Origin of the sequence: Serratia sp. NFX21, from assembly GCF_048517035.1 — a bacterium.
GTDB classification, from domain to species: domain Bacteria; phylum Pseudomonadota; class Gammaproteobacteria; order Enterobacterales; family Enterobacteriaceae; genus Serratia; species Serratia quinivorans.
Genome location: NZ_CP183196.1, coordinates 4,768,571 through 4,781,031, shown reverse-complemented (window position 1 = coordinate 4,781,031; position 12,461 = coordinate 4,768,571). Strand labels below are relative to the sequence as shown.

Sequence of the window (12,461 nt, the reverse complement as noted above, 5' to 3'; positions counted from 1 at the left end):
TTAAGCGACTTATAATGGCCGGCAGTGCCGCCAAGTCTGGAGATTAACAGCAATGGCTGGGGATGACCGCGAGCCCATCGGGCGCAAAGGGAAACAACCAACACGCACCGCGTCGCGCAAGCCGCCGCGCCGTCGTCGAGATGACGATTACGATGATTACGAGGAAGACGAGTACCAGGATGACGAAGATGATTATGAAGACGAGGAAGAACGCATGCCGCGTAAGGTAAAAGCGACTCCGCCGCGTAAAAAACGCCGCTGGCTCGGCCTGCTGATCAAACTGATTCTGGTGGTTGCCGTGCTGTTGGCAATCTACGGCGTTTATCTGGATTCGCAGATCCGCAGCCGCATTGACGGCAAGGTCTGGCAGTTACCGGCGGCGGTGTATGGCCGCATGGTCAACCTGGAACCGGGTATGCCGTACAGCAAAAAGGAAATGGTCGATCTGCTGCAGGGCATGCAATACCGTCAGGTTAGCCGCATGACCCGTCCGGGCGAATTTACCGTACAGGCCAACAGCATTGAGATGCTGCGTCGTCCATTTGACTTCCCGGACGGTAAAGAAGGGCAGATCCACGCCCGTCTGGATTTCCAGAACAACCGCCTGGCGAAAATCGAGAACATGGAAAACCAGCGCAGTTTCGGGTTCTTCCGCCTCGATCCGCGCCTGATCACCATGTTGCAGTCACCTAACGGTGAACAACGTCTGTTTGTCCCGCGCGCCGGTTTCCCGGACCTGCTGGTGGACACGTTGATCGCCACCGAAGACCGTCACTTCTATGAACATGACGGCATCAGCCCATACTCCATCGGCCGTGCCGTGCTGGCTAACCTGACCGCCGGGCGTGCAGTGCAGGGCGGCAGTACCCTGACGCAGCAGTTGGTGAAAAACCTGTTCCTGACCAACGAGCGTTCGCTGTGGCGTAAGGCCAACGAAGCCTATATGGCGTTGCTGGTGGATTACCGGTACAGCAAGGATCGTATCCTTGAGCTGTATCTGAACGAGGTTTACCTCGGTCAGAGCGGCAACGACCAGATCCGCGGTTTCCCGCTGGCCAGCCTGTATTACTTCGGCCGCCCGGTGGATGAACTGAGTCTGGATCAGCAGGCGCTGCTGGTTGGTATGGTTAAAGGGGCGTCGCTGTATAACCCTTGGCGTAACCCTAAACTGGCGCTGGAACGTCGCAACCTGGTACTGAAACTGTTGCAGAACCAGGGGGTTATCGATGCCGAACTGTATAACATGCTCAGCGCCAGGCCGTTGGGCGTGCAGCCGAAAGGTGGGGTGATCACACCACAGCCGGCGTTTATGCAGATGGTGCGTCAGGAACTGCAAGCCAAGCTGGGCGACAAGGTTAACGATCTGTCCGGTGTGAAAATCTTCACCACGCTGGATCCGGTTTCGCAGGATGCGGCGGAAAAAGCGGTCGAAGACGGTATTCCGGCATTGAGGGCGGCTCGTCACGTGCAGGATCTGGAAGCGGCGATGGTGATTGTCGATCGTTTCAGCGGCGAAGTCCGCGCCATGGTCGGCGGTGCCAACCCGCAGTTCGCCGGGTTTAACCGTGCGATGCAGGCGCGCCGTTTGGTCGGTTCACTGGCCAAGCCACCCACTTACCTGACCGCGTTGTCCGAGCCGGATAAATACCGTCTGAATACCTGGCTGGCGGATCAGCCGTTGACGCTGAAACTGCAGAACGGCACCGTCTGGCAGCCGAACAACTATGACCGTAAGTTCCGTGGGCAGGTGATGTTGGTGGATGGCCTTGCCTTCTCACTCAACGTGCCGACGGTGAACCTGGGCATGGCGGTTGGGCTGGATCAAATCAGTGCCACGTTGCAACGTCTGGGCATTCCGAAAGCGGAAATCAATCCGGTACCTTCCATGCTGCTCGGTGCGATTGGCCTGACGCCGATGGAAGTGGCGCAGGAATACCAGACCATCGCCGGTGGCGGTAATCGTGCGACGCTGTCTGCGGTGCGCTCGGTGATCGCCGAAGACGGTTCGGTGCTGTACCAGAGCTTCCCGCAGGCGGAACGCGTGGTACCGGCACAGGCCGCTTATCTGACGCTGTACGCCATGCAACAGGGTGTCGCACGCGGGACTTCTCGCTCGTTGTCGGTGAAATTCCCCAACTACAATCTGGCGGCGAAAACCGGTACCACCAACGATCTGCGCGACAGCTGGTTTGCCGGTATTGATGGCAAGGAAGTGGCTATCGCCTGGGTGGGTCGTGATAACAACGGCCCGGCCAAACTGACCGGTGCCAACGGTGCGCTGACCCTGTATCGCCGCTATCTGGAAAACCAGACGCCGCTGCCGCTGATGCTGCAGCCGCCGGAAGGTATCAACCAGATGGGCATCGATTCAGGCGGTAACTTTGTCTGTGGCGGCGGCGGGCGCACCATTCCGGTGTGGACCGATAATCCGCAAGGATTGTGCCAGGCAAGTCAGGCAGCTCAACAACAGCAGCAGCAACAGCAGCAACAGCCGCAGGATGCGGGTGAGCAAAAAGATGCCGACGGCGTTGCCGGTTGGATCAAGGACATGTTCGGCAAGTAAACATTGCTGAAACCTTCCCTAAAGGGCACAAATTTTTGTGCCCTTTTTCATGTTTATATCAAGATGTTGGCATTTTCTATTCCCTATTATCGGTGTCGATGAAGGGCGGTCACACCTGAGAATTAACCTTCTAAAGGTCTCGACGTCGCCTTCTCGCTAAAACGTAATAAGGAACATAACGATGCGATATTTTTCTGCTTATTCAGCGTTAACCATCGGCATGGCCGGTGGGTTACCCCTCAGTACTTTTGCCGTACAGCCCAGCGGGCCGCAGGCCGACGTGCAATGCCATTACAGCCATACGCTGGCCGACGATGCCATTATGATGCCGGGCGAGGCCGGTATGGCGATGTGGCATGATTTCTTTGGCAACACGGCAACCGACGCCAATTCTACCTCCGATACTTTGTTGGCTAACCCGGAAACCACCTGTAATAACCTGGCCGACAATTCCGCGTACTGGGTGCCTGCACTGCGGTTGGAAGACGGTACGGTGGTGCGCCCGGCCTATCAGAAAACCTATTACCAGGCGAAAAACGTAGAGCAGTTCCCACTGCATTCATTTCCCCGCGGGCTGGAATTGTTGGTGGGCGATCATCAAGGCACTAAACCCACGCCTGGCGTGGTGAACTATTTTTGTCAGGGGCTGGGGTATTCTGCCGTGCCGTTTGAAAACTGTCCGCCGTATGCGCCAGGCAAACTGCAGTTCAATATTGCTCTGGCATTCCCTAATTGCTGGGATGGAAAAAACCTCAAGCCAGGCAAAACGTTGAAAAATGCGGTCTATGCGGTGAAGGATGCGTGCCCGGCGGCCTATCCGGTGAAACTGCCAACCATCAATATGAACGTCGCCTATGAGCTGGATAGTGATACGGCGGTAGATATCAGCAAGGCTCAGCTGTCGCTGGATCCGGTGATGGAAAACGGCAAAATGGTGGAGAAATGGGGTTCGATCTACACCGCACACGGTGATTTTATGAATGGCTGGACTGAACAGGCCGCAACTTTTATGACCGACCAGTGCATGAATTTCCCTATGGATTGTGGCAAAAAAATACCTTATAGCTATTCAGCCCCCCTGGCTGAGGCTACGGTTGCCGCTGATGGCAGCATAAATGAAAATCCTGCCGAGCTGTTGGTGCGGGGAGACAGCAAAAAACCGGGCCTCAGGAAAATTGCCTATCTCAAATTTGCGGTGCCTGAGTGGCCGGCAGACAAAGATATTGATACCGATAAAGATCTGGTTTATCACCTGCGAACGGTTGCTGGCAACGTGACCGACGCCACTGCCGGCATGATCTATTTTTATCAATGCAACAATGACTGGCAGCCGGAGAACCTGAGCTGGGGCGCCCGCCCGGCATGTTCTACCGACACCAAAACGGCGCTGTATCTGGACCACAATCGCGAATACCGTTATAGCAACGTGGATGCGTGGTTGCGGCAGGCAGTGAAAAATCAGCAAACCGAGATCACTATCGCGGTGGAAGGTAATGACAGCGGTCGTCTGTTCAGTATTGATTCAGCCGAGAGCAAAACACCGCCGTTGTTGATGTTAACGGGATATAGGAAATAAGCGCATTGTGTTGTCCGGCCCGCACTATTGTGTTGCGGGCTTTTTGTTCTTATCCGCTCAGTCTATTCCCACTCTGTTAATCCGTGTATCAACCCCGTCCCCTCTGGCTTCTGCTGCTGAAATGAGCTTGCAGTTTAATTTGGCTTCTGCATAAAATGCGGCGCTTATAATAATTATTATCGTTTACATTCGTCATCAAATAATTTACCAGAGAAACCATCTATGTCGACCAAGCGTCTTTCATCTTCCGGGGCCAAGCAGGGCCGCACTCATGTCAGTGGGTTAGCGATAACTATCGCTGCCGCACTTGGTACGCTGGCAATGCCGGCATTTTCCGCCGACACCAAGGAAGAGACCCTTACCGTGGTGGGCAGCAGCCAACCGCAGCAGGAAAGCGCCTGGGGGCCGGTCGGCACCTATGTGGCCAAGCACAGCGCCACCGGTACCAAAACCGATACGCCGATCGAAAAGACCCCGCAGTCGGTTTCCGTGGTAACGCGTGAAGAGATGGATATGCGCCAGCCGGAGACGGTGAAAGGTGCGCTGGCTTATTCGCCGGGGGTGATGGTGGGCAACCGTGGTGCTTCCACCGCCTACGATGCCGTGAACATTCGCGGATTCAGTTCGGTAGGTACCAATATGTACCTCGACGGCCTGAAACTGCAGGACGACAACTACTCCATTTACCAGATCGATCCTTACTTCCTTGAGCGTGCCGAAGTGCTGCGTGGTCCTTCTTCGGTACTCTATGGCAAGAGCAATCCGGGTGGAGTCGTCGCTCTGGTCAGCAAACGCCCGACCACCGAAAGCCTGCGTGAAGTTCAGTTCAAGATGGGTACCGACAACCTGTTCCAGACCGGTTTCGATTTTGGCGGCGCAGTGGATGATGATGGTGTTTACTCTTACCGTTTGACAGGTCTGGCGCGTGATGAAGATCAGCAGCAGGTGGGCGAAAAGAGTAAGCGCTATGCTATTGCGCCTTCTTTCAGTTGGCGGCCGGATGATCGTACTTCTTTGACTTTCCTCAGCAGTTTCCAGGATGATCCTGACCTGGGCTTCTATGGCTGGCTGCCGAAAGAGGGCACGGTGCAAAATGGCATCAACGGCAAGTTGCCAACCAGTTTCAACGACGGTGAGCCGGGTTATAACAACATCTCGCGCAAGCAACAGATGGTCGGTTATGCCTTCGAGCACGGTTTTGACGACGTGTGGACGGTGCGCCAAAACCTGCGTTACTCAAAAATGGATCTTGATTACCGTTCCATTTATGGTCAGGGCATCAGTCCGACTAACCCGGCAGAGCTGACGCGTGGCGTGATGAACTCGAAAGAGCATTTGTCGAGCTTTGCGGTGGACACCCAGGCCCAGGCAAAATTTGCCACCGGCGTGGTTGATCATACCTTGCTGATGGGGGTGGACTACATGCGCATGCGTAACGACGTCGTCTATCAGTACGGCACCGCTTCCCCGCTGAATGTCGTGGCTCCACAGTACGGCAACCAAAATTACACCATTACCGGTGGTGCAAGTCAGGTCAATCGTCAGGAGCAAACCGGGCTTTACGTACAGGATCAGGCCGAGTGGAATCAGTGGGTGCTGACCATGGGTGGGCGCTATGACTGGAGCGATACCAACAGCACCAACCGTTTGAATCAGAACTCGGTATCCAAGCAAAAAGACAACGAATTCACCGGCCGGGCTGGCTTGAATTATGTCTTTGAAAACGGTATTGCGCCGTATGTCAGCTACAGTGAATCCTTTGAGCCGACTTCCGGCACGGACTTCAGTGGTAACACCTTCGCCGCCTCCAAGGGCAAGCAGTATGAAGCCGGTGTGAAGTTTGCGCCGAAAGATCGTCCTATTACTGCCAGCATGGCGATCTATCAGCTGACCAAGACCAACAACAAGGTGGCTGACCCTAATCCAGATCATCCATTCGCCAGCGTGCAGGGCGGTGAGATCCGTTCTCGCGGGGTCGAACTGGAAGCCAAAGCCGCGCTGTCGGCCAACCTTAATCTGCTGGGTTCTTATACCTACACGGATGCCGAGTATTCCAAAGACACTACGCTGCAGGGCAATACCCCTGCCGCGATCCCAAAACATATGGCTTCACTGTGGGCGGATTACACCTTCCATGAAACCGCCATCAGTGGCCTGACCCTGGGGTCTGGTGTTCGCTATGTCGGCTCCAGCTATGGTGATGAAGCCAATACCTTTAAAGTGAAAGACTACACGGTGGTTGATGCTGCGATAAAATACGATCTGGCGCGTTTCAATCTGCCGGGTTCCTCGATTGGCATCAATGTGAATAACCTGTTTGATAAAGAATACGTCTCTAGCTGCTTCGCCACCTACGGCTGCTATTGGGGCGCAGAACGCCAGGTGGTCGCCACCGCAACCTTCCGCTTCTAACCGGATCACCGGGGCGGCATCATGTCGCCCCGGAAAAAGTAGGACCTATGCAGGATAAACACCCCAATCACGACGCCACTTTTACGTTAGACAGCGCCAGCTTTGCCGTTCCCGGCCGCGTGCTGTTGCAGCCGTTATCGCTGACCTTTCCCGTGGGAAAAGTCTGTGGGCTGATCGGCCATAACGGCTCCGGTAAATCCACGCTGCTAAAAATCCTTGGTCGCCATCAAAGCCCCACCACCGGCAACGCGCTGCTTAACCAGCAGCTACTGGGCCAGTGGGACAGTAAGGCCTTTGCGCGTCAGGTCGCCTATCTTCCCCAGCAACTGCCCGCTGCAGAAGGCATGACGGTGCGTGAACTGGTGGCGATTGGCCGCTATCCATGGCATGGCGCGCTGGGCCGTTTTGGCGCTAACGATCGTCAGCAGGTGGAAGAGGCGATTGCGCTGGTGGGCTTGAAGCCATTTGCCAACCGCCTGGTGGACAGCCTGTCCGGCGGGGAGCGTCAACGCGCCTGGCTGGCGATGATGGTGGCGCAAGACAGCCGCTGTCTGCTGCTGGATGAACCTACCTCGGCCCTGGATATCGCTCATCAGGTTGAGGTGCTGGCGCTGATCCAGCAACTGAGCCGGCAACGTGGCCTAACGGTGATTGCGGTACTGCACGATATCAATATGGCGGCGCGTTATTGCGACCATCTGGTGGCCTTGCGCGGCGGTGAGATGATTGCCCAGGGTAGCCCACTGGATCTGATGCAGGGCGAGGTGCTGGAACAAATTTACGGTATTCCTATGGGAACGCTGCCACATCCAAGCGGCGGTGCGCCGGTGAGTTTTGTCTACTGATGCCTGATTCCTCCGATTTTCACCATGACGCCGTTCGCCGACGCCTGTTGACGGCAATGGCGCTGTCGCCCTTGTTGTTTTCTTTGCCGGGACAAGCCGCAGCCACGCCGCCTGACCTTGCGCGTATTGTGGCGCTGGAATGGCTGCCGATTGAGCTGCTGTTGGCGCTGGGGGTTACCCCGCTGGCGGTCGCTGATATCCATAACTATAACCTGTGGGTGGAAGAGCCAAAGTTGCCGGCCTCGGTGATTGATGTTGGCCAGCGCACCGAACCTAACCTCGAGCTGTTACAGCAGCTTCAGCCATCGCTGATGTTGCTGTCGAAAGGCTATGGCCCCACGCCGCAAAAGCTGGAGCCGATAGCGCCCTCAATGAGCTTTAGCTTCAACGACGGCAGCGGCAAGCCGCTGACGGTGGCCAGGCAGTCACTGCAGGCATTGGCGCAGCGGTTGGGGCTGGAAACCCGGGCGGTGCAGCATTTGGCTCAGTTTGACCGCTTTCTTCAGGATGCGCGTCAGCGTCTGCATTCATACACCACACAGCCATTGCTGATGTTTTCACTGATCGACACTCGCCATGCGCTGGTCATTGGCCAGAAAAGCCTGTTCCAGGAAGTGATGGATCAGCTTGGAATAATCAATGCCTGGGAAGGGGAAACCAACTTTTGGGGCACGGCAGTGGTGGGGATTGAACGTCTGGCGGTGGTGAAAAGTGCGCGGGCGATTTATCTCGACCACGGTAATCAGGAAATGTTGAAGAAAGTCAGTTCCACCCCGCTGTGGCAGGCATTACCGTTCGTGCGGCAGAATCAATTGCGCCAGGTACCGGCGGTGTGGTTCTACGGGGCAACGCTGTCGGCGATGCGCTTCTGTCATCTGCTGGAGCAGGCGCAGGAGAGTTATTCATGAGCGCGCGCATCCGGGCATTTCCGCTGACGCTGGTACTGCTGCTGTTGGCTGCGGCTGGCGGCCTGACTCTCTACAACCTGTTGCAACAACTGCCCTGGGCATTATGGGGGCAGGCGCTGATGGCGCCGAATATCGACGATGTGCAGCAAATGCTGTTCCACTATAGCCTGTTGCCGCGGCTGTCGGTCTCTCTGTTGGCCGGTGCCGGGCTGGGATTGGTCGGCGTGCTGTTCCAGCAGGTTTTGCGCAATCCGCTGGCGGAGCCGGCAACGCTTGGCGTTTCCGCCGGTGCCCAGCTTGGGTTGACTGTCGCTACGCTGTGGATGTTGCCCGGCGGCGAGTTGACTCGCCAGTTGGCCGCCATGGCGGGGGCGGTCGTGGTCGGTGGACTGGTGTTCGGCGTGGCCTGGGGCAAACGCATGTCGCCGGTGACGCTGATCCTGGCCGGGCTGGTGCTGGGATTGTACTGCGGTGCGGTCAACAGCCTGCTGGCGTTGTTCAATTACGATCAGCTGCAGGGGGTGTTCCTGTGGAGTACCGGAGCGCTGAATCAGCAAGACTGGAGCAACGTACAGTTTATTCTGCCGCGCCTGCTGGTGGCCGGGCTGTTGGCGGTGCTGCTGCTGCGCCCACTGACGCTGCTGGGCCTGGATGATGGCGTGGCACGCAATCTTGGGCTCGGGCTGTCGATGGCGCGTTTCTGCGCGCTGGCAGTGGCAATTATCTTCAGCGCCATGTTGGTGAATGCCGTTGGGGTGATTGGTTTTATCGGCCTGTTTGCTCCGCTGATGGCTAAAATGCTGGGGGCGCGTCGGTTGGCGCACCGCATGATGTTGGCACCGCTGCTGGGGGCTCTGCTGTTGTGGTTAACCGATCAGGTGATGATCTGGCTGACGCAGGTATGGCGAGAAGTGCCGACCGGTGCGGCTACCGCGCTATTTGGTGCACCACTGTTGTTATGGTTGCTACCGCGCCTGCGTAGTGCTTCGACACCACCGCCGATGAATCTGGGCGATAAGGTACCGGCCGAACGTGGCCACTTGGTGGTGTGGGTGACGCTGGCAGGGGCGGTGCTGTTGGCCGGTATTGCCGTTGCGCTGATGTTTGGCCAAAACGCTGCCGGCTGGCACTGGAGCCAGGGTGCCCAGCTGGAGTCATTGCTGCCGTGGCGCTGGCCTCGGGTGTTGTCGGCACTGGCCGCGGGCATGATGTTGGCGGTGGCGGGGACCCTAATCCAAAAACTGACCGGTAACCCAATGGCCAGCCCGGAAGTCCTGGGTATCAGCTCGGGAGCCGCCTTTGGCGTGGTGATGATGCTGCTGATAGTTCCGGGTGATGCCTTTATCTGGTTGTTGCCGGCAGGCAGCCTGGGGGCCGCGGGAACCCTGCTGGTGATCATGATTGCCGCCGGGCGCGGAGGCTTCTCCACCGAGCGTATGCTGCTGGCCGGTATCGCGCTCAGCACGGCGTTTACCACCACCATTTTCCTGCTGCTGGCCAGTGGCGATCCACGCACCGGTGGGCTGCTGACCTGGATTTCCGGCTCCACCTATTCGGTGACGCCGGAGCAGGCGGTGCGAACGGCGGTCATTGCGCTTGCGCTAATTGCGTTGGCGCCGCTGTGTCGTCGTTGGCTCAGCATCCTGCCACTCGGCAGTGCCACTGCCCGTTCGGTGGGCATTGCCCTGACGCCGGTGCGCTTGAGTATTCTGCTGCTGGCCGCCACGCTGACTGCCATGGCAACGCTGACCGTAGGGCCATTGAGCTTTATCGGCCTGATGGCGCCGCATATGGCGCGGATGTTGGGTTTCCGCCGTGCTTTACCGCAGATGGTGATTGCCGGGCTGTTAGGTGGGCTGCTGATGGTATTTGCCGACTGGTGCGGACGCATGGTGATGTTCCCGTACCAAATACCCGCCGGGCTGCTGGCGACCTTTATCGGCGCGCCGTATTTCGTTTACCTGTTGCGCAAGCAAACCTCGTAAACGACCTGGCGACTCCGGTTTTTGCTCTCAAAGGCTCAGCATTGCTGGGCCTTGTTTTTTTGTATTTACAGACTGTTGCAGCGCTTTGCGCAACGCTGCGCAGAAACGGAATTTAGTGCGGAAAGGGACGCCGAAACCAAGGTATGGGTGAATATACTGCGTGCGGGTGCTCTGGATCTTTCGTCCTGAGCATACGCAAGGGATAGAAAGAGAAAAGCCCCGTGTCGATATACATCAACCCGAGGCCAACTCTAACGCCAGAGAACGTTAGGTTAGCTTCTTACCTGCCGAGAGGCAAGGAAAAGGAGGTCAAAAATGCAGCAGGGACGGATAGTTCCAAGGCTGATGATTATCTGCATGACGCTTATTGCGCTTATGTGGATCACCCGCGGTTCGCTGTGCGAATTGCGCATCAAGCTGGGCGACACGGAAGTTGCAGCCATTCTGGCTTACGAATCCAAAGGGTAAGGCAACCCAACGGCGGGGGCGTTGCTCCCGCCTGTTGGTTGTTTGTGCGTTGATCCATGAGCACCCATCCGATAAAAACAAAACGGCAGGCCTCGGCTTGCCGTTTTCACTTCCGATACCCGGGCTTATTTCAGGCCGGCGGCATCGCGCAGCAGGGCTGCCTTGTCGGTGGCTTCCCAAGGGAAGTGCTCACGGCCGAAGTGGCCATAGGCAGCAGTTTCGCGGTAGATCGGCTGCAGCAGATCCATCATCTGGATCAGGCCGTATGGGCGCAGATCGAAGAACTCGCGCACCAGCAGGGTCAACTGCTCGGTAGGGATCTTCTCGGTACCGAAGGTTTCCACCATGATTGAAGTCGGTTCTGCTACGCCGATAGCGTAGGAAACCTGGATCTCACAGCGGTCAGCCAGGCCGGCAGCAACGATGTTTTTCGCTACGTAGCGCGCTGCGTAGGCTGCTGAACGGTCAACCTTGGACGGATCCTTACCGGAGAATGCACCGCCGCCGTGACGAGCCATGCCGCCGTAGGTATCAACGATGATTTTACGTCCGGTCAGACCGCAGTCGCCCATTGGGCCACCGATAACGAAACGGCCGGTTGGGTTGATGTGGTATTTGGTGCCGGCGCTCAACCATTCGGTAGGCAGAACCGGTTTGATGATCTCTTCCATCACTGCTTCTTGCAGGTCTTTGAGAGAAATATCTTCGGAATGTTGAGTGGACAGTACGACCGCGTCGATACCAACGATTTTACCGTCGTCGTACTGGAAGGTGACCTGGCTTTTTGCATCCGGACGCAACCATGGCAGAGTGCCGTTCTTGCGCACTTCGGCCTGGCGCTGCACCAGACGGTGTGCGTAGGTCACCGGTGCAGGCATCAGCACTTCGGTTTCGTTGGTAGCATAGCCAAACATCAGGCCCTGATCGCCGGCACCCTGTTCCAGCGGATCGGTACGGTCAACACCCTGATTGATATCCGGGGATTGCTTACCGATGGCGCTCAGTACGGCACAAGAGTTGGCGTCGAAACCCATATCTGAATGAACATAGCCGATTTCACGCACGGTTTTACGGGTGATTTCTTCGATATCTACCCAGGCGCTGGTGGTGATTTCACCGCCGACCAGCACCATGCCGGTTTTCACGTAGGTTTCGCAGGCTACGCGTGCTTTAGGATCCTGTTCCAGGATGGCGTCGAGAACGGCATCGGAGATCTGGTCGGCGATTTTGTCAGGATGTCCTTCAGAGACGGATTCAGACGTGAAAAGGTGTTTAGCCATTGTGTTCGTTACCTTGCATAAGACGGGTTAGAAATTACTGCACAGCGCTGGAGATCCGGCATCAAAGCGAAGGGTCTTCCGCTGATGGCGCGAGATGCATCCTGCAACGCCCCTCAGGCAAAGCCGTTAAGCAGTTTCTTCGTTAATCAGTATAGATGGATTAACATCTGGACGTCTATTTTAGGTCAGGCCTTGGCCGGATTGCCAGTATTTTTTTGCCATTTCGCTCTTTTGCGCAAAGCCGGCGACGCCATTTTCATCGCTTGAAACAGTTTCCGGCAAATTTTCATTTTGCATTTTCCCCGTGTTATCGGTATAAACTGCGCGCGCGGCTCATTTGATGCACAGCGTGGGGCAAGAAGTTGTAAATTTCTGTGACGCTCCCGTTAGTCGCCTGATGGTCAGCCGCAGACGCGCTTTTGGC

8 protein-coding genes are annotated in these 12,461 nt (G+C 56.7%); 7 read left to right on the top strand and 1 reads right to left on the bottom strand.

The window, feature by feature from the left end; translation table 11 throughout:
- The first annotated feature begins 52 nt into the window (after positions 1–52).
- The 7 genes from mrcB (at position 53) to ACNT1W_RS22290 (ending at position 10,757) form a co-directional block, all read left to right on the top strand.
- Positions 53–2,563, top strand: a complete 2,511-nt coding sequence (gene mrcB, locus ACNT1W_RS22320) for a bifunctional glycosyl transferase/transpeptidase (protein ID WP_129939581.1) — start codon at positions 53–55, stop codon at positions 2,561–2,563.
- Positions 2,564–2,744: 181 nt separating this feature from the next.
- Positions 2,745–4,139 (top strand): DUF1996 domain-containing protein, encoded by a 1,395-nt coding sequence (locus tag ACNT1W_RS22315; RefSeq protein WP_419246151.1) that lies wholly within the window; start codon positions 2,745–2,747, stop codon positions 4,137–4,139.
- Positions 4,140–4,361: 222 nt separating this feature from the next.
- Positions 4,362–6,551 carry a ferrichrome porin FhuA gene (gene fhuA / locus ACNT1W_RS22310; protein WP_261132595.1) on the top strand — a complete coding sequence of 730 codons (2,190 nt, stop codon included), beginning with the start codon at positions 4,362–4,364 and terminating at the stop codon, positions 6,549–6,551.
- A gap of 47 nt (positions 6,552–6,598) precedes the next feature.
- A complete protein-coding gene (gene fhuC / locus ACNT1W_RS22305) occupies positions 6,599–7,396 on the top strand; it encodes a Fe3+-hydroxamate ABC transporter ATP-binding protein FhuC (RefSeq protein WP_012146680.1) in 798 nt (265 codons plus the stop codon).
- Complete coding sequence (gene fhuD / locus ACNT1W_RS22300) at positions 7,396–8,304, top strand: Fe(3+)-hydroxamate ABC transporter substrate-binding protein FhuD (protein ID WP_218217929.1); 909 nt, start codon at positions 7,396–7,398, stop codon at positions 8,302–8,304. The genes fhuC and fhuD overlap by 1 nt, the downstream gene beginning before the upstream one ends.
- A complete protein-coding gene (gene fhuB, locus ACNT1W_RS22295; protein ID WP_419246150.1) occupies positions 8,301–10,289 on the top strand; it encodes a Fe(3+)-hydroxamate ABC transporter permease FhuB in 1,989 nt (662 codons plus the stop codon). Before fhuD ends, fhuB begins: the two co-directional genes overlap by 4 nt.
- 315 nt (positions 10,290–10,604) lie before the next feature.
- Positions 10,605–10,757 (top strand): Hok/Gef family protein, encoded by a 153-nt coding sequence (locus tag ACNT1W_RS22290; RefSeq protein WP_041418706.1) that lies wholly within the window; start codon positions 10,605–10,607, stop codon positions 10,755–10,757.
- Between the two features lie 125 nt (positions 10,758–10,882).
- Here ACNT1W_RS22290 and metK read toward each other — a convergent pair whose 3' ends face one another.
- Positions 10,883–12,037 carry a methionine adenosyltransferase gene (metK, locus tag ACNT1W_RS22285; protein ID WP_012146676.1) on the bottom strand — a complete coding sequence of 385 codons (1,155 nt, stop codon included), beginning with the start codon at positions 12,035–12,037 and terminating at the stop codon, positions 10,883–10,885.
- Between the last annotated feature and the right edge of the window lie 424 nt (positions 12,038–12,461).

Coding starts and splice junctions, on each gene's coding strand:
- mrcB (WP_129939581.1), top strand. CDS start 53: ATGGCTGGGGATGACCGCGAGCCCATCGGGCGCAAAGGGAAACAACCA.
- fhuD (WP_218217929.1), top strand. CDS start 7,396: ATGCCTGATTCCTCCGATTTTCACCATGACGCCGTTCGCCGACGCCTG.
- metK (WP_012146676.1), bottom strand. CDS start 12,037: ATGGCTAAACACCTTTTCACGTCTGAATCCGTCTCTGAAGGACATCCT.
- fhuB (WP_419246150.1), top strand. CDS start 8,301: ATGAGCGCGCGCATCCGGGCATTTCCGCTGACGCTGGTACTGCTGCTG.
- ACNT1W_RS22290 (WP_041418706.1), top strand. CDS start 10,605: ATGCAGCAGGGACGGATAGTTCCAAGGCTGATGATTATCTGCATGACG.
- fhuA (WP_261132595.1), top strand. CDS start 4,362: ATGTCGACCAAGCGTCTTTCATCTTCCGGGGCCAAGCAGGGCCGCACT.
- ACNT1W_RS22315 (WP_419246151.1), top strand. CDS start 2,745: ATGCGATATTTTTCTGCTTATTCAGCGTTAACCATCGGCATGGCCGGT.
- fhuC (WP_012146680.1), top strand. CDS start 6,599: ATGCAGGATAAACACCCCAATCACGACGCCACTTTTACGTTAGACAGC.